Annotated in this window: 13 protein-coding genes and 1 pseudogene; 4 read left to right on the top strand and 10 right to left on the bottom strand. The window is 61.8% G+C overall.

Going from position 1 to position 17,953, the window contains the following annotated elements:
- Positions 1-61: 61 nt before the first annotated feature.
- Positions 62-1,330, bottom strand: a complete 1,269-nt coding sequence (locus BJI47_RS13425; protein WP_088944180.1) for a cytochrome P450 — start codon at positions 1,328-1,330, stop codon at positions 62-64.
- Between the two features lie 230 nt (positions 1,331-1,560).
- On the opposite strand from BJI47_RS13425, the gene BJI47_RS13430 reads away from it, so the two are divergent.
- Complete coding sequence (locus BJI47_RS13430) at positions 1,561-2,691, top strand: steroid 3-ketoacyl-CoA thiolase (RefSeq protein ID WP_088944181.1); 1,131 nt, start codon at positions 1,561-1,563, stop codon at positions 2,689-2,691.
- Between the two features lie 16 nt (positions 2,692-2,707).
- On the opposite strand, the gene BJI47_RS24120 is transcribed toward BJI47_RS13430, so the two are convergent.
- The 9 genes and pseudogenes from BJI47_RS24120 to BJI47_RS13475 all read right to left on the bottom strand — a co-directional run bounded on the left by BJI47_RS24120 (position 2,708) and on the right by BJI47_RS13475 (position 14,129).
- Positions 2,708-2,878: a hypothetical protein gene (locus BJI47_RS24120; RefSeq protein WP_176224845.1), complete on the bottom strand. Its 171-nt coding sequence runs from the start codon at positions 2,876-2,878 to the stop codon at positions 2,708-2,710.
- Positions 2,879-3,084: 206 nt separating this feature from the next.
- The gene (locus BJI47_RS13435) at positions 3,085-5,424 is read right to left on the bottom strand and encodes a tyrosine-type recombinase/integrase (protein WP_176224846.1); all 2,340 of its coding nucleotides are present in this window, start codon (positions 5,422-5,424) and stop codon (positions 3,085-3,087) included.
- Complete coding sequence (locus BJI47_RS13440; protein WP_254900595.1) at positions 5,421-6,470, bottom strand: site-specific integrase; 1,050 nt, start codon at positions 6,468-6,470, stop codon at positions 5,421-5,423. The genes BJI47_RS13435 and BJI47_RS13440 overlap by 4 nt, the downstream gene beginning before the upstream one ends.
- 151 nt (positions 6,471-6,621) lie before the next feature.
- Positions 6,622-7,323 (bottom strand): annotated as a pseudogene (locus BJI47_RS24660) (IS3 family transposase); the annotation flags it as partial.
- 73 nt (positions 7,324-7,396) lie between these two features.
- Positions 7,397-8,911: a carotenoid oxygenase family protein gene (locus tag BJI47_RS13455; protein WP_088944184.1), complete on the bottom strand. Its 1,515-nt coding sequence runs from the start codon at positions 8,909-8,911 to the stop codon at positions 7,397-7,399.
- A gap of 42 nt (positions 8,912-8,953) precedes the next feature.
- The gene (locus BJI47_RS13460) at positions 8,954-9,943 is read right to left on the bottom strand and encodes an LLM class F420-dependent oxidoreductase (RefSeq protein ID WP_088944185.1); all 990 of its coding nucleotides are present in this window, start codon (positions 9,941-9,943) and stop codon (positions 8,954-8,956) included.
- Positions 9,940-11,157 (bottom strand): acetyl-CoA C-acyltransferase, encoded by a 1,218-nt coding sequence (locus BJI47_RS13465; RefSeq protein ID WP_088944186.1) that lies wholly within the window; start codon positions 11,155-11,157, stop codon positions 9,940-9,942. Before BJI47_RS13465 ends, BJI47_RS13460 begins: the two co-directional genes overlap by 4 nt.
- Positions 11,154-12,392, bottom strand: coding sequence for an acetyl-CoA acetyltransferase (locus BJI47_RS13470; protein ID WP_088944187.1), 1,239 nt, complete (start codon positions 12,390-12,392; stop codon positions 11,154-11,156). The genes BJI47_RS13465 and BJI47_RS13470 overlap by 4 nt, the downstream gene beginning before the upstream one ends.
- Positions 12,393-12,404: 12 nt before the next feature.
- Entirely contained in the window at positions 12,405-14,129 is a 1,725-nt protein-coding gene (locus BJI47_RS13475; protein ID WP_088944188.1) for a class I adenylate-forming enzyme family protein, read from the bottom strand.
- A 314-nt stretch (positions 14,130-14,443) separates the two neighbouring features.
- Between BJI47_RS13475 and BJI47_RS13480 the strand changes: the two genes are divergently transcribed.
- The 3 genes from BJI47_RS13480 to BJI47_RS13490 all read left to right on the top strand — a co-directional run bounded on the left by BJI47_RS13480 (position 14,444) and on the right by BJI47_RS13490 (position 17,893).
- Positions 14,444-15,397: a helix-turn-helix domain-containing protein gene (locus BJI47_RS13480; RefSeq protein WP_176224848.1), complete on the top strand. Its 954-nt coding sequence runs from the start codon at positions 14,444-14,446 to the stop codon at positions 15,395-15,397.
- Positions 15,398-15,703: 306 nt separating this feature from the next.
- Complete coding sequence (locus BJI47_RS13485; protein WP_088944190.1) at positions 15,704-16,600, top strand: helix-turn-helix domain-containing protein; 897 nt, start codon at positions 15,704-15,706, stop codon at positions 16,598-16,600.
- A 99-nt stretch (positions 16,601-16,699) separates the two neighbouring features.
- Complete coding sequence (locus BJI47_RS13490) at positions 16,700-17,893, top strand: thiolase family protein (RefSeq protein WP_088944191.1); 1,194 nt, start codon at positions 16,700-16,702, stop codon at positions 17,891-17,893.
- Positions 17,894-17,953 lie beyond the last annotated feature (60 nt).

Genomic DNA, 17,953 nt, shown 5'->3' on the forward strand with positions numbered 1-17,953 from the left:
CATACGAGAGCGGCAGTACGCCTTTCGAAGACGTACTGCCGCTCTCGTGTTTGCTACCGGGCTAGTGCGGGACTGGGCAGCCGCCCTTGTAGTCGACCTGGAATTCCTTGACTCCGTTGAGCCATCCCGAACGCAGTCGACGTGGATCGCCGAGCTTGGAGATATCGGGAATGTGGTCGGCGATCGCGTTGAACATCAGGTTGATCTCCATCCGCGCGAGATTCGCCCCGATGCAGTAGTGGGCGCCGTGGCCACCGAAGCCGAGGTGGGGGTTCGGGTCTCGCAGGATGTCGAACTTGTACGGGTCCTCGAAGACATCTTCGTCGAAGTTCGCGGAGCCGTAGAACATCACGACTCGGTCGCCGGCCTTGATCGTGGTGCCGTTCAGGTCGAAATCTTCCTTCGCGGTGCGCTGGAAGGAGGTGACCGGGGTGGCGTAACGGACGACTTCGTCGGCCGTGGTGTCCGGGCGCTCCTTCTTGTACAACTCCCACTGCTCAGGATTGTCGATGAACGCACCCATTCCGTGTGTGAGCGCGTTGCGGGTGGTCTCGTTGCCCGCGACGGCAAGGATGATCACGAAGAAGCCGAATTCCTCGGGTGCGAGGTGATCACCGTCGATGTCGGCGTTGATCAGGGTGGTGATGATGTCGTCCTTGGGGCACTTTCGACGCTCATCCGCGAGGCCGTACGCGTACCCGAGGATCTGGGCCGACGCCTCTACCGGGTCGATGTCGAACTCCGGATCGTCGTAGGCGGTCATCTCGTTGGACCAATCGAAGATCTTCTTGCGATCCTCCTGCGGGATCCCGAGCAGATCGGCGATGGCCTGCAACGGCAACTCCGAGGCGATTTCGGTGACGAAGTCACCGGTCGGGTTCTCTGCAGCCTTCTTGACGATCGCCTGCGCACGGCGCTCGAGCTCGTCGTGCAGGCCACCGATCGCCCTAGGGGTGAATCCCTTCGCGACGATCTTGCGGGTCTTGGTGTGTTGGGGGGCATCCTGGTTGATCAGCACGAAGCGCTGCAGTTCGATCTGCTCGCGCGTGATGTCGTCGTTGAATCGCGGCATCGCGGTGTTCTCGAAGCTCGAGAACACGTCGCTGCGCTTGGAGATCTCTTTGATCTCGGCGTGCTTGGTGACGACCCAATATCCGTCGTCGTCGAATCCACCGACATTGCGCGGCTGCGGGCACCACCAGACCGGAGCTGTCTTGCGAAGCTCGGCGAACTCTTCGACCGGTATCCTGTGCTCGTAGATATCGGGGTCGGTCGGGTCGAAGCCCTCCGGCAAATCGGGACGAATGAGGTCCTGATGTAGGTCTGTCACTTGCTCTCCTGACAGTTTCTTGGGTCGATGCACAGGCTGCGGTCCTGTTCGGGGCCGCCGAGCAGGCTGCGCTCCTGCTTGGAGCCACTTTTACGGGCCACGCTCTTATGGAACACGTTCTAGCTTTATTCAAACACAAGGGGTCGAGATAGGGAAGAAGATACGGTCAACCGCCATTAACAGTAAGATGGAACCTGTTCTACTTTCGAATGACAAGAGAGGAGCCCGCAGTGGGCAATCCCGTTATCGTCGAGTCCGTCCGTACACCCATCGGCAAGCGAGGTGGATGGCTGTCGGGTCTGCACGCTGCCGAATTGCTCGGCCTCGCCCAGACCGGTGCAATCGAGAGGCTCGGCATCGCCCCCGAGTTGGTCCAGCAAGTCATCGGTGGATGCGTCACCCAGGCCGGTGAACAATCGAACAACGTCACCAGGACTGCATGGCTTCACGCGGGCCTGCCGTGGCAGTCCGGTGCCATGACGATCGACGCTCAGTGCGGGTCGGCGCAACAGGCCAACCATCTGATCGCCGGCTTGATTTCGATCGGAGCCATCGACACCGGAATGGCCTGCGGTGTCGAAGCCATGAGCCGTGTTCCTCTGGGCGCCAATATCGGCGAGAACGCCGGAACGAGGCGGCCCGAGTCGTGGAGCATCGACCTGCCGAATCAGTTCGAAGCGGCAGAACGGATTGCACGACGCCGCGGCATCACCCGAGCCGACCTCGAAACCCTCGGCGTTCGGTCACAGGCCCTCGCGAAGGCGGCATGGGAAGAGGGACGCTTCGACCGTGAAGTCATGTCGGTGCAGGTCGGCGACGAGACCGTGAGCAGGGATCAGGGCTTGCGCGACACGACGGCCGAATCGCTGGCGAAGTTGAAGCCCGTGATGGACGGCGGAATGCACACGGCAGGTACTTCTTCGCAGATTTCCGACGGCGCCGCAGCCGTCATTCTGATGGATGAGGACCGCGCCAGAGAGCTTGGATTCACCCCTCGTGCACGCATCGTCTCGCAGTGCCTGGTCGGAGCGGAGCCGGAGTTCCACCTCGACGGCCCGGTGCAGGCCACCACTCGGGTGCTCGAGCAGAGCGGGATGAAGATCGGTGACCTGGACCTGTTCGAGGTCAACGAGGCCTTCGCTTCGGTTCTGTTGTCCTGGGCTGCGGTGCACAAGCCCGATATGGACAAGGTCAATGTCAACGGTGGCGCCTTGGCAATCGGTCACCCGGTCGGCAGCACAGGTTCTCGACTCATCACCACCGCGCTCCACGAGCTCGAGCGTCGCAACGGTTCGACAGCATTGATCACCATGTGCGCAGGTGGGGCTTTGTCCACCGGCACCATCATCGAACGGATCTGAACCTCTCAGCTAGAGGTCAGAGATAATTCGGCGGCTTTTTCGTGTCGGGCAGCGCCACATCGTCGCTGCTCGGCGCGAGCCACGGAATCCACGTTTCGGTGATCAAGCGCCCGTCTCCGGTGAGAATCGCGTCGGGATCGGGATCTACGAGGTCCGGAAACTGATCTGACGCGAGAATTTCGGACACTGGAGATGGTTACATGCAGGCCGCGTTGATGTGCTGCCGGCAACTGCAATGGACGCTCCCGCCTCGATCAGGCTGGTCGCAGCAGCATTTTTGAGTGCGGTTGCGATGAACTCGGTGCGCATGTGATCGGCGATCGACCAGCCCACGACTTTCCGGGGGAAGCAGTCGATCACCATCGCCATTATGTGGAATCAAGATTGTCAAGTTCATCCTGGTTCTCCGTGTCGGACTTGCACGATCGGCAGCAGGGTCATGGTCGGGGACGCGCCGATCTCTCGTGGGCTGGGTCCGGCTGGTGTGGGGACGTCGGTGAGGCTGTCGAGCAACGAGGCGATGGCGGTGTGTCCATCATCGACGGCGGCGCGTTCGTCGTCGGTGAGTGGGATGCTGGTGAGCATGCGCTGCAGGTTGCCGCTGGCCTCGAGTAGCTGGGCATTGCTGGAGTCATTCGGGGTGTAGAAGTCGCAGCGCGCGCAGGCCATCCGGTGCTGGCACTGCTCGAAAAATGTGTAGCTGCACCAGCCGTGGCCGAGGTCGTAGTGCTGCCAGGGTTGGCCGGTGGCGGCGGCACCGGAGGTGACGGCGTCGCGGTCGACGAGCACCTCGATGGTGCGGACGTTGCGGGCGAAGTAGCCGGCTTCGGCATAAGCTTTGGACAGGGTGTTTGGGGTGATTCTCGCGTAGTGCTGCGTGGTGTTCGGTGAGCGGTGGCCGAGCCAGGCCTGCAGCTCGAACAGTGTCATCGGTTCCTTGGCGTTGTAGAGCTGGGTCGCGATCGTGGAACGGGCCCGGTGACTGGTGATGTTGCCGCGGGCGTCGCTGCCCGGGACACCGGCCTTGGCGCAGAGCGCAGGGATGATCGTGCGGTTGATGTAGTTCTTCGCGACGGGGTGCGCGCGGACAGCGAAGAGCATGGCCACCCGCTCGCTGGTCTTGCGGTCGAGTGTGCTCGGCTGAGGCGGGCGCAGTGCCTGCCAGGCCTCGATCGCCTGTCCCAGAAGAGGATCGACAGGTTTGGTGAACGCGGTACCGGTCTTGTGAACGGGCACCTCCAGCAGGCAGACGGCGTCCTCGGCGAGCACATCGGGTGAGTCGGCAGCAATGGGCTGACCGTCGTATTGCCAACGCACGCAGCCACATTGCAGTCGCGATAGCTCGTCACTGCGCAGTCCGCCGAACAGCCAGGTCAGCGTGATCGCCCGGATCAGCTCCATCGGGTAATAGGTGTCGGCGGAATTACCGGGCAGGTCACTTGAGTCGAGATTGAGCCCGGCCCACAACAGCTTCGCCCACACATCGTCGGCAATGACACGCGGGTTAGTGCCGATCAGGGCGGACACGCTGCGCGGCAACGCGAGTGCGCGGGCCGGGTCAAAGCGACGACCGATCCATTCCCACTCCTGGCAGTCGCGGAAGAAGGTGCGGGTGGCCATGAGAATGTGGGCTTTGGTACGTGGGGATATCGGGTCTCCGGTGCGGGAGTGGAGGTGGTCGCGGCGTTGGACGTAGTCGCCGACGCTCATGCGGTCCACGGCCGCGACCCAGGCGGCACTGGTCTGACGGGTCCATTGCCTGGGTTCGGTGATCTCAGGATGCTCAGCGGCCAGCCACCGCCCGGCCTTGGCCATAATGGTGCGGATGGTCCTGCGGACCCGCGGGGTGAGCGCGGAGGTGTCGTGCCACCGGGCGACCCAGTTGGCCCAGCTGTCGGTGGTCCCCTCGATGACCGCATAGGGGTTGCCTGCGGTGCGCGCCGGCGGGTCGCAGTGCCGAAGTGCGGCGACGGCACGGTGCAGCGCGTAGAGCATCTCGCCCTGGTGATCGTTGGTGGCTGGGTGCACGCGCAGTCGCTCGAATGCCGCGGTATCGAGGTCCTTGAGTCTGGGGCTGCGGTTGATCAGCAGGACCTGGCCGAGCACCCCGCGCAGTCGGTGCTTACCGCTCAAGACACCGCGGTAGCCCCACTGATCCAAGACCGCGCTGACCTGGCGCATCGACTCCTCGATCGCCTCGGCGCCGAAGACGAGGCGAGCCAGATGCAGCCGGTTGAATGTGCCCAATAGTTGGAAGGCATCGAAGCCACCGATCAGATAGGCCAGCGCGAGGAGGAAGGGACGCACTGTGCTCTCGGTAGGCAGTTCCCTGGCCGCGACGAACCCCTCGGCGCTCGAACCGCACAGCTGCGCCCAGTCCCCGGTCGTCCACGCCCAGTAGGACCGGCCGGTGTCCGCGCAATGCTGCAAGATGATCGCGGCCGCGTGCGCCCCGGCCCGCCGAAACCGGGCGTTATCGCCATGATGCAACCCGGCCCGCGCGGCGTCGAGCGGCTCGACGAGCCGCGCCAGCGCCGTCCGGTGGGCCGCAGTCCGGCGTGGGATTCCCCGTGCTCTATTGCGGCGCAACGCCTTCGGTCCCAAGTCACGCAGTGCGCGGCGCTCCGCGTCGGACAGCTCCTCCCACCGATCGTAGAGTTCGAAGGACACCGGAAACGTCCACGCCGGACACGTGAGATCCGCCTTGCCGACGGCACGAACCGCGGCGGTCACGCCGGACCCATCCCGTCGGGTGCGGTGAGCATGCTGATGCGCTGCGCATGCAGGTGCGTCATCGAACGATTCAACTTCTCCGCAAGATCGCGGCCCGACAGGTGAATATAAGTCAGCGTCGACTCGGTGGAACGGTGCCCAGCGAACGTTGCGATCGCATGCAACTCCCAACCCATTCGCGCCAGGTCAGTCAGACACAGGTGTCGGGTTGAATGCGTGGAGAACTGCGGAACATCAGCAGTCAACGCGACCCGCCGCACCACCTTCGACCAACTCCACAAGCTCAGCGGCTCACCATAATTGCGCCGTGACTCGGACAAGAACAGCGGACCCCGGGCGCGGCTGATCCTGGCCCGATGGGCGAGGTAGCCCGACAGCAGCACCCCAGTCGCCGCCGAATACGGCACCACCCGCTCCCGACGGGTCTTGGTCGTCTCCGCCCGCACCCGCAGCACGCGGTACGCGGGATCGAGATCGTCGGTGCGCAGCGAGCACAACTCCTCACGGCGCAGTGCCGAATCATAGGCCAGCGCCAGCATCAGCCGGTTACGGATCGGCTCGAGCCGAAACTTGTCAAGCAGTTGCAACCACTCGGCCTCACCGGGAATCCACGGCAACTTGACCATCCGCGGGACCAGCGGCCGGGGTTGTCCACCGAAGTGCCGGCCCGGCGTGTAACGCCCGCGACCGACCGGATTGGACTCACGTACCCCCTCCTCGACCAGAAAGCCGTAGAACAACCGCACCGAAACCAGCCGCTGCTGCAGCGTCGCGTTCGCCAGACCCGAACCTGAATCCAACGCAACAACATTGGTACCGCGCTGACTCGGGCGAGTCCGCAACTCCCTGACAAACAAGGCGATGTGGGCCCGGGTGGCGGCAACCGGATCGACGTCCTCGCGCTCACAGACCAGCAGATACTCGGCCAAGCCGCGCGCATACGCGTCGATCGTGCGCGGCGCCCGCCCCAGATCGGTCCAGATCTGCAACCATTCGGCCGCCCGCTCGTGCCGGCGCAGGACCGGCCACTTCTCCTCCAAGATCATCGACACAGTCAACATGGCCTCTCAGCTCGTGGTGACACCGCGGGACGAACAACCGACCCTCGGTGTGATTCCACGTAACTAATAAGTACACGAACCCCTGTCAGGTATGAATGTTTAGTGGGGGTACCGCCCAGCACGAAGTGCTTGGGGGAATGTCGCCCACGAATTCGACCCCTGGCTGATCGGCAGTGAAATCCCGCGTGACCAGGTCCGGCACCGCGTCGTCGTCACCGGATTGCGTGGTCGTCCGAAACGAACGCGGCTGACACGGGACGAGTTCGTGTTCACGCATGATCGAGCGGACCAATTCCGGGGAACACTCGACGCCGACGGCGCGTAGGTCGGCATGGATACGCCGATACCCGTAGGTACCGTGTGCCGCGTCGAAAACACTCGAACCTGCCCCGCCAAAGCATCTCTACGCTTCGAGGTCGCTGACTGTGGCCTGCTGCGCCCATGGTATAAACCTGAGGTCGACACCTCGAGCCAGCGGCAACGATCGACGACGGGTACGATCGCGGAGTCGTCAGCGACAAAGGAATCGATGAACTCGTACTTCGCCACTACCGTGGCTCCCGCGCGAAGTACGAGGCTACCGTTTTCAAAACTGCTTCCTCGGAACGAGTTTCACGAACTTCCCGTTCGAGTTGGTTCAGGCGTGCTCGTTCGGTCAGAGTGAGTTCACTGCCTTCGCCGCCGTGGGTGTCGCGATACTTGGTCAGACATCGGCGCAGGCTGTCGTCACCGACCCGTACGTCTTGGCGACTGCACTGATCGGCTTGGACAACTCGATAACCTCACGGCACAGTTCACCCTTGAACTCGGCCAAGAACGATCGCCGTGATCTGCTCATGCTCGTCTGACTCATTTCAGTAGATCACCATTCTAAGCGAGTCCACTGTCCGAAATCCCTGGGCCGATCACGGCTACAGTCCGACCCCATCCTCCATCTTGTCAGCGGTATTCCACTCGGGCAGGTCGGAAGCAGGCGCCCACGTCGAATGTGTTCCGCTCGACACCCGCTCGGGTAGACGCACCCGGGCAATCGGACCATCACTCAATCGTTGCGCATCGAATACCAGGCATTCCGAGATGTCCTTGTTCATGTCGGAGACGATGGTGATGAGGTAGCCGTCGTCTTCGCTCGTCGAACCGATGCGTGGAGCCATCGCGGTTTCACTGCCGTAGATGCCTTCCCCGAAGGAATAGGACTCTTCCTTACCGGTCAGGGTGTCGTGCTTGACCAGTCCGCTGAACAGGAACCATCCCGGAACCGCCTGTGCTGCATAGGTGTACCGATGCTTGATGCCCCCGTGGTTGGCATTGATCATACCGAATTCGGTCACCAGATCCGAAAGATGTCCTTCCCGAGTCGTTCCCGTTCGCATGTTCAGTCGCCAGCGATGCAGACGCGTTCCCATCCGTTCCTGTGACAGGAAGCGGAATGCACGTTGATATGCAGAACCGACACCGTCGTCCACCGGTTCGGGGTTCTCCTCGTAAAATCCGTCGAGGACAATTTCCTCCCCCTCCTCGTAGGCGTTGACGAAGTGCAGCACAAAAGTCGGATCTGCCTCGAACCACTTGATGTCAGAGGTGTTTCCCCGTCTGGGCACTACCGCGATTCGTAAGGGAATGTCGGGATAGAAGCGGGTGGCATGCTTGCCTTCAGCGAGCGCCTCCGGGATCCAGAAGAGCGGGCAGTCATTGAGGATTGCATAGTTCTCGGTGAATGCCATGTCGTGCGGTAACCGCGGCCCGGGCAACGGAATGTCGATGTAATGCACCAGCTGCTCCGCGGCGTCGACGACGCCGTAGTGCATGTACGGTTCATCTTTGCTGTAGTTGAAGAACAGCATCTCGCCGGTGCGCGTATCGATCTTAGGATGCGCCGATACCCCGACATCGGAGGGGAATTGACCGTTCCAATCCGCCTTACCCAACGTTTCCAGGGTGGTGGGATTGAGTTTGTAGAGGTCACCGCACTGGTAGAAACTGGTGAGCGCGACACCCGCGTGCAAGCTCACATCCGTGCTGGAAGAATCCTTCAGCCGCCCGCGCGCACCCCAACCGTCCTCACGAATCGACTTGTTCGGATTGCCTACGATGCCGGTCCACAGTGGTCCACCGGATTCCTGTTCTGCCAGAAATCCATCAGTCTGGACAAACCGATTGCGGTAGAACACCGCTCCGTCACGAAAACCGACAACATGAACCATTCCGTCACCATCGAACGGATGGTAGTTACCCAAGGAAGGATGGACCGGGTTCTCGGTATTTCGTAGATAAACCCCATTCAGATCTGTCGGAATCTCGCCTTCGACCACCAAATCGGTTGCCGACCACTCGGTGGTTTGCGGACGCCACGGACCAGTGCGGTACGGGTGATCGTCATCGTCCGGAATCGTGGACAGAACGCGGCCCAGAACTTCGATGTCCATAACTGACACTCCTTCGATCAACAGAATGTACGAAAGTTGCAACTAAGCAGAGTTGTTCGGAAAGAGACCGGCAAGGCTGCGCAATGTTCGCTCGCCAGCGGGGTCTGCGTCGGTGGCCGAGGGCAGAAACACGATATCGTCCACTCCAGCGTCGATATACGCCTCGATTCGCACCCGTGCCTGATCCCTGTCGCCGATCACACTGACGGCTGCAACCAGCTCATCAGGAACCCTGGCGAGAAGATCCCTCGGATGCGGACGGGTTCGGGCGTAGGCCACCACATCCCGGAATCCTGCTCGCTCGAACATCTCCGAATACCCTGGCGCAGCCAAGTACCCGACTACGGCGCGCCGAATCTGGTCGATGGCAGGCTTGCCCACATCCACCGCGGCAGACAACCAGACGGCAACCCGCGGGCACGGCCGGTCCAGTGCCTCTGCTTCTCTACGCAGGTCCGAGATCAATTGCCGCGCAGTTTCGACGCTCACCAGGTTAAGGACCATCCGATCCGAGTATCGCGCTGCAGTACGAATAGCCGAGGGCCCGAATGCGGCCACCGTCAAACTCGATCTCGGTGGAGGAAGCCGCAAGCGGTAACCGTGACTGCGCACCACTTCGCCGTCCAACGAGGACTTTTCACCGTCAAGCAATGGACGCAAAGCCCGAGCCGATTCCGCGAGGGCGCGCGCCGAGCGAGTCCGGGACCGGCCATGCCACTCCTCCACCACAACGTGACTCGACGTCCCCAACGCCACGTCGACGGTCCGTCCGGACAACGATCCAACAGACGCGACGCCCATGGCGATCATCATCGGATCGCGCACGGCGACAGCAAAAGGCCCCAGGGTAAGGCTGATCCGCTCGGTATGTGCCGCCACCGCCATGCCGAGGGCGCACGCGTCGTAGGTGGCCATCTCGCCGATCCACAGAGCCGGGAATCGCAACTCGTCGGCCAGGGCGGCTGTCTCGAGCGCCTCCTCGGCTGGGCGGTCCTGCCACAGTCCGAGCGAGACTTCCAGACGCGTGTTCATCGGACACCTTCGAGTAGTACTGCCGATCCCAGTCCGGCCGCACCGCTGACCGCCGCCACACCGTAGCGACCACCGGACCGGTTGAGTTGCTCCGCGGCCTGGCCGACGAGAATGGCACCCGTCGCTCCGAAAGCATGGCCCATTGCGATGGTTCCGCCGTTGACATTGAACCGCTCGTCGCCGAAGCGCAGCTCACGCTGAATCTTGAGGCACAGCGCGGAGAATGCCTCGGCGAACTCGACTACATCGAGATCATCGGGCGTATGACCCGTCCGTTCCAGCACCCGTTCAATTGCGTGCTGCCCCGCGTGCAGCATGCGAACAGGATCCGATCCCGAACTTGCCGCACTGACCACCCGGGCATGCGGGGTCAGTCCGGCGCGTTGCGCAGCCTCGACCGTTCCGATGACCACCATCGCGGCGGCATCAGCGACGGACGGCGATGTGCCGCGCGTGTGCAGATGCCGAATCTCCCCCAGTTCGGGGAGGTGTCGCAGCGCCAAAGCGTCCTGACCCGATGCACCCAGCTCGGCGAATGCCGGTGGGAGATCTGCCAGCTGCTCGGCGGTGACCGAGGCTCGCACGTGCTCGTCGTGATCCAACGCCACCGCGCCCGCACCGTCGAGAACGGGCATGACGGTCGAATCGAAGAACCCGTAGGCCCACGCAGCGGCAGCGCGATGCTGCGTCCGTACCCCGTAGGCGTCGAGTTCTTCACGTTCGTAGCCGCCTTCGGTCGCGGCAATGTCAGCGGCGATACCCATGTGAACGCTGCCGATGGATTCGATGACGTCGTTATCAGCCCACAGCGGCCCCTTGTCGGCGAACATCGGTACGGAAGATGTGGATTCAACTCCGCCGGCAATCACGAGGTCTGCCTGACCCGAGCGCACCAGCGCCGAGGCAACCGATACCGCATCGATGCCGGACGCACAGAAACGATTGACCATTAAGCCTGGAATATGTTGGGGCCAGCCAGAAGTGAGAATTGCGGTACGGGCGATGTTTCCGCCCTGCGGCCCCACCTGAGTGGCGGAACCAAGGACAAATTCGTCGACAACGGTTGGGTCTAGACCCAGCCGCGTCACCAAACCGTTCAACAACTGCTCCACCAGTTGCAGTGGAGTTGTGCCGGCTAGACCGCCCGATGCCCAGGACTTCCCGCGCGGGGTTCGGAGAGAACCGAGGACAAAGGCTTTGCGGTCGCCACTCATCGGACGCCTCTCGTCACCACGGTGGACACGGCGGTGGTGAACGACCCACCGATATTGACCGTCAATGCAGTACGCGCACCGTCGATCTGGTGTTCACCGGCCCGCCCCGTCACCTGTTTTGCGGCGTCGAGAACCATCCGCACGCCGGTGGCGCCCACAGGGTGCCCGTTTGCGAGGAGGCCGCCGCCCGGGTTGATCGGCAAGCTGCCATTGCGACCGATTACCTCTTGTGTGACGGCTTGACCGCCCTTGCCCGGAGCCGCCACACCGATATGTTCGAGCGTGACCAAACCGTTGATGGTGAAACAGTCGTGAATTTCCGCCATATCAAGGTCTTCCACGCCCGCGATACCGGCGCGCCGGTAAGCATCCTCCACGGCACCGCGCAGATGCGGGAACATGTAATCGGCGTCGGCGCTCTGCTCCAACTTGTCTGCGAGCAGCAGCGTCGCAGTCCGATGCCCGAAGCCCGCGATATTCGCTTCGTCTTCGAGTGTGCGGCCATTGCGCTCAGCCCATGCCTGAGCAAACTTGGGCCCGGCAAGGATGACTCCCGCTGCCCCGTCGGTAATCCGGCCGCAGTCCGTCTTACGAAGCAGGCCTTCCACGACCGGATTGACGTCGCCATTCTCGTCGAACGAACCTTCCGGAAAGTCCCAATCACGCGTCTGAGCAAGATCATTGGTAGCGCCGTTACCAAATGCGATCTCGGCAAACCGCCCCAACTCGACATGATCCAGTCCGTAGCGCCGGTCGTACTCGGTCGCGATCTCGGCAAAGAGAGCCGGCCACGGGAAGGTCGCATCTACTGCCTCACGGCCCGCCCAGGCTGCCGAGCCCAGGTGTTCGGCAGCTGTCTGCGCCGAAACGTTGCGCATCAATTCGACGCCGACCACCAGGGCCACGTCGTAGCGTCCGGACTGAATGTCGGCGCAAGCCGCCAGAACGGCCGTGCCACCCGACGCACATGCCGCCTCGTGGCGAGTGCTCGGCACTCCGTCCAACCCCGGCTCAGCTGCGACTACCATTCCGCCGAGCTGTGCCTGACCGGAAAATAGTTCTCCGGCAAGGTTTCCCACATGGATGACTTCCACCTCTGTCGCGTCGACTCCGGCGTCGGACAGTGTGGCCGGAAGGATCTCCGCGAACATGTCGAAGAGACCGAGTCCCTCCTTGGTCCAGTTACGAGCAAAATCGGTCTGGGTTCCGCCCAGGACGTAAACGGGGTCAGTCATCGGACCTTCTCCTTAACTCTTGGACGCACTCGACGAAACTGTGGCGACCATCGTTCGAAGGTCACGCTTGGCGACCTTCCCGACAGGATTTCTCGGCAATTCGTCGAGCACGGTCAAGGATTCGGGCAGTTTGTAGGCTGCAATATTCTGTGCGCGAAGGAAATTCAGGATGTCGTCGAGTGTGGGGTCGACGTCGCCGGAAGCCACGATCACCGCTGCGACGCGCTCGCCCATTTCCGGATCGAGAATCCCGATCATGGCGGCCTCGGCCACCGCTGGATGTCCGGCCAGCATGGATTCGAGCTCGGCCGGTGAAATGTTCATACCGCCGCGCACGATCAGATCCTTGGCGCGGTCGACATACTGGAGGTACCGCAGATCGCCGGTCTCGTCGGCGACGTACTGAAAAATGTCGCCGGTCGCGAAGTATCCCTGCTTGTCGAACGGGTTCGACGATGCCGTTCCCTCGAGATATCCCGCGAAAACCTGAGGCCCCTTGATTCGCAGTTCTCCGGGCACACCCGCTGTGGTGATCTCTTCCTCCGTCGCGAGATCGACCAGTCGATTGTCCATCCCGAGCGACGCGGTGTTGTCCCAGGTGTGGTCGGGCGAACCGAACCGCGGGAAGTAGACGGCACGACGGCCAAGCTCCGGCACGGTTACCTGGTCACCGACAAGGCACGTGCCCTCGTTGGAGCCGAAGCAGTTGTTGATCTCGATATCGAAACGTTCTTTGTACTCCCCGATCATGTGAGGAGACAACGGAGCCGAGCCTGAGCCGATGACGCGGACGCTGTCGAAAACACCTGCGGACGCCGCGTCGCTTGCGAGTGCGCGGGTCAGTAGCGCGGGCGGTGCGACGGTGTACGTGACTTTGCGCTGCATCAACTGGCCGAAGAAGGTAGGCGCATCGAACGGATGATGCTGCACCAGCGTCGCACCGGTCATGAGCCAGGGCAGGAACATGCCGGCAATTCCGGCCATGTTGACCATCGGAAAGGGGTTGAGCAGCACGTCATCTCGCGTGAGAGCAGCGGCAGATACGCTCCCCATGGCGGAGCCGTACCAGTCGTTGGCACACCGCGGAACTGCCTTGGGCGTCGACTCCGTACCCGATGTCCAGCAGATCGTGACGCAGTCGTTCGGATCGGCGGTGAATGTGGTGCGGTGCTCGCGCAGAGCGCTGAAATCAGTGACGTCTGCCGATGCTGCTCCCATGTCCACGGCGCCGGCCGGGAGGTTGTCACCGAATGCGAACACTGTCGTAAGGCTGGGGACACTGCTCTTGACCGTCACGGCCGAGTCGACCAGCCGGTGACTGCCAACGCGACTGACCGTCACGAATGCACGGAACTTCGCGAGCTCGGCTAGCTGTTCAAGCTCGTACTCGCGGTACTGGACGGGCAGAGGCGAGGCGATGGCGCCGATACTGGTGATCGCGAGCAGCGCCGCCGAGAGCTCGACCGAGTTGGGCAACTGCACGCCCACTACGTCGTCAATACCGATTCCTGCGTCCAACAGCGTGACCGCGAGTCGATCTACGAGGTCTGAAAGCTCCGCCCAGGTGAGTTCTCGCGGCGGACCGTCAGTGATGGCGGCCCGATTTGCCGGGTCGACGATGGAAATGGCATCGGGTTGCGCTGCGACGTTCTTTGCCAGCAGCAGGTCCCACGATTCCTGCCCCCACAAGCCGGCTCGGGTGTACTCGTCCACCGTCGTTTGAGGATGCAATCTCATCGCTGTGCACTTCCTTCTCGGGAATCGTCCGCAGAATCTGGACAAGGAGCTGGGAACACGGTTGCCGACATCACAATCGCTTGTCCCGAAGATTAGCGCCTTGATCCAATTACTTCAATACCCATAGTTACTCGGGCTACGCTTGCGGACTTTCGAACGACTTATGTGGCTTATCTCCAAATGAGCCCGCCAGAATGACAGGCCTCCTGCTCCATGAGAGGATCACCATCACTTCGTTTACGAGAGTGATACCTGTGTCGGAGGCATCGGCGAGCCGGTCGAACACAGGAACGGAGGTTTGCAATGATGAAGCCATGTCCACGAAGCCGCATACCCCTGCGAACGCGCCGCGCCCCGCGTCGTCCGCCTTGGGGCACGCGCTCCTGATCGCCGGCGACAAATGGAGCCTGCAGATCATTCGCCACACGTTGGGCGGCGCACGACGCTTCCGGCAACTGGGCGACGACTTACAGATCTCAGATGCGGTCCTCTCACAACGGCTCACCCGACTGACGTCCGACGGCATTCTCGAAGCACGTCAGTACTCGAGCACACCGCCGCGAAACGAATACGCGCTCACCGAATCAGGAGAGCAACTCTGGCAGACATTTGTTGCACTCTGGACGTGGGACCGAGCTTGGGCACCCCGAGTCAGCGGAAAATCCGAGACTGCGCTTCGGCATCTCACCTGCGGTCATCTCATCGCACCCGTATTCGGCTGCGGAGAATGCCATGCGATCGGCGTCTCAGCCCGCGATGTCTACACCGAGGTCGACGACAGATTGCTTCTCGATGTCAGCGATCGCAGATCCCGCCGATCCTCCGCCAACGACGTCGCAGACAACATGGACTCGACAAGCGTTCTCGCCGAACGTTGGTCCACCTTCATCTTGTCCGCCGCCTTGCAAGGCATTCGCAGATTCAGCGACTTCCAGGACACACTCGGCTCGATCTCCCCGGTCACCCTCACCGACCGGCTCACCGTCTTCGTCGAGAACGGAATGCTGGCACGGGCGCCTGTCACAGACGGCGCCCGCCGTCAGGAATACCGTACGACGCCCAAGAGCCTGGACTTCTTTCCGGTTTTCGCCGCACTCAACGATTGGGCAAAGGTTCACCTGTCCCAGGACGGACTGTCCGGGCTCGAGTTCTTCCATCGAGCCGGCGACCACATCCTGCTCCCCCGGTATACCTGCAATGCCTGCAACATCGAAATATCTCGAGCCGACGTCATTTTCGAAGCTCTCGAAGAGCAAGTGCTGCGTTAGATTTTGGCGAATTGCTATAGGTCGACAGCAGGCGAACGGACAATTACAGGCGAAATTATGCGCGGATGCCGATTGTAGTACAATTACTGTATCGAAGAACGGAGGCGTTTGAACGTCACGATCTGCAAGATTGCGACTCGACCGCCGAACGCGACTGCGCGGAACATGTAGCAAATTTTCTGGTGGACTGTTTTTCGTTGCGATCCCGAACAGCGATACTGGCCAGTTGCGCCGGAAACGGTGCCTCCAGACTGCGAGGAATGAGCTGTAGTGACGATCGACCATGATCTAGAAAATTCTGACATCATGAACGCCACGTCAGCGACATTTGAGCTTCTGGGCGATCGACTCACACTTGCAGTGTTGCGGGACGCCTTTCTCGAACGGACATGCCGGTTCAATCAGTGGCTCGAACGCACCGGCGCTCCGCCTGCGATACTGGCCGACCGACTCAATGCCCTTGTCCTACGGGGTGTGTTTCACCGAGTGCCACAGCCGGACACGCCGGAACGATACGAATACCAACTCACCGAATTGGGCTTGTCGACGTGGCTAATCCTCGTGTGCCTGTGGGGTTGGCAGCGCGAATGGACCGCAGAAGGAGCCGGGGAACCCGAGTTGGTTCATGAACAGTGTGGACACCGTGGACCTGCAGTTGTGGTTTGTTGGGAATGCGACAACCACATCACCGCACGTAACACCGTTGTCGAGATCGAATCGGACGCAGTCTGGTCGTCGACATCGGGTGCCCGCCGACGTTCGAGTCGACTTCCCAGCCAGCCCACGCAAAGCGGGGATATGCAGTTCAATACCGTAATGGAAGCGATCGGAGATCGCTGGAGTGCTCTTGTAACCGGGTATGCACTGGCCGGTGCCAGGCGGTTCGGTGATTTCAGGGCGGCCCTGAATGTTTCTCCCACAACTCTCACCGATCGGCTCAGCCGACTGTGCGCAGCGGACATTCTCCGCAAGTGCGAACCTGGGCAGCAGTACCGACCGACTGCCCGCGGCATGGACTTGTTCGGCGTGTACGCATCGTTCATCTGGTGGTCCGGGCAGGCATTTCCGGATGCGACGGGGCGAGGCCTCATCATCCGTCACAGGCTGTGTGACGCGCTTGTAGAACCGGTATTGAAGTGCCGTGGTTGCAACAGCCGGCTTGATCGAACCAGCGTGCGGTTCGATCACCTTCGAACGCAGTAGCCGGCAGTTACCTCACCGCTGAGCTTCAACAACAGAAGTCTGCCCACATCGCCCAGGTTCTCCCAACTCCGCCATCACACTCACGAAGGATGATTTGGCATGAAACGCAATACATTCGGTTCTGGTGATTCTGCGCCGTGGGTGATCGATGCGGCTCGGACGCCGTTCGGTGCTGCACGAGGATCCTTGGCGCACATACGTGCCGACGATCTCGCCGCGTTACCCATCGCTTCCTTGATCGCCCGCTACCCGAACCTTGATGCTTCTCGCATCGAGGATGTAGTGTGGGGCAATGCAAACGGCGCCGGCGAGGACAACCGGAACATAGCGAGAATGGCTACGCTCCTTGCGGGTCTTCCGACGAGCATCCCCGGTGTATCGGTCAACAGGCTGTGCGGATCCGGTGCAGAAGCCCTCGCATCGGCCGCTCGGCGGGTAGCGGTAGGAGAAGGAGATCTGTATCTGGCCGGCGGCTCGGAGAGCATGAGCCGAGCGCCCTTCGTCCTGCCTCCCTTAGATTCCGCGTTTCCACGTTCAGTCGAACTTGTCTCGACAACGGTGGGATGGCGGATGGTGAATCCTCAATTCCCGCAGCCCTGGGTGGAAACTCTCGGGCGTTCAGCCGAGTTGATCGCCGAAGAACGAGGGGTCGGCCGCGAAGAGCAGGACGAGTGGGCCCTGCGGTCGCACGAACTGGCATCCCAGGCATGGTCGGACGGGGTTCATTCCGGATTCGTGGATCCGTTGCCCAGTCTGGAATGTGACGAACTGATTCGACAGACAAGCACGGAAAAACTCGCCTCGTTGCGTCCGGCGTTCTCCCCGGGAGGCTCTGTGACGGCAGGCAATTCATCACCTATCAGCGACGGCGCGACGGCCGCCCTGGTCGGAACTCGGGCTAGCACAGACGATCTCGGAGTTGAGCCGCTGGGACGAATCTTGACCTCGGCAGTAGTCGGCGTGGAACCTCAACGTTTTGCGCTGGCACCAGTGGCCGCGGTACACAAGGCGATGGACCGCTTGAATCTCAACTTCGCCGACGTTCGGGTACTCGAAATAAATGAGGCATTTGCAGCGATGGTGCTACCATGCCTGCGCGAGTTGTCGCAGATACCGGTGGATCGGGTAAACCCCTCCGGAGGGGCTATCGCACTGGGGCATCCACTCGGGGCGTCCGCCGCCAGACTCGTCGTCGACTGCATGCGGCATCTTCGCCGGTTGGGCGGCGGTATCGGTATCGCGACTGCGTGCATTGGAGTCGGACAGGGAATCGCCGTCGTCGTAGAGGTGTAAAGACCTCGAGATTGTGCCAACGACAAGACGGGCCGGAATGCGATGCATTTCGGCCCGTCC

The sequence above is a fragment of the Rhodococcus sp. 1168 genome, assembly GCF_002091955.1.
Classification (GTDB): domain Bacteria; phylum Actinomycetota; class Actinomycetes; order Mycobacteriales; family Mycobacteriaceae; genus Rhodococcoides.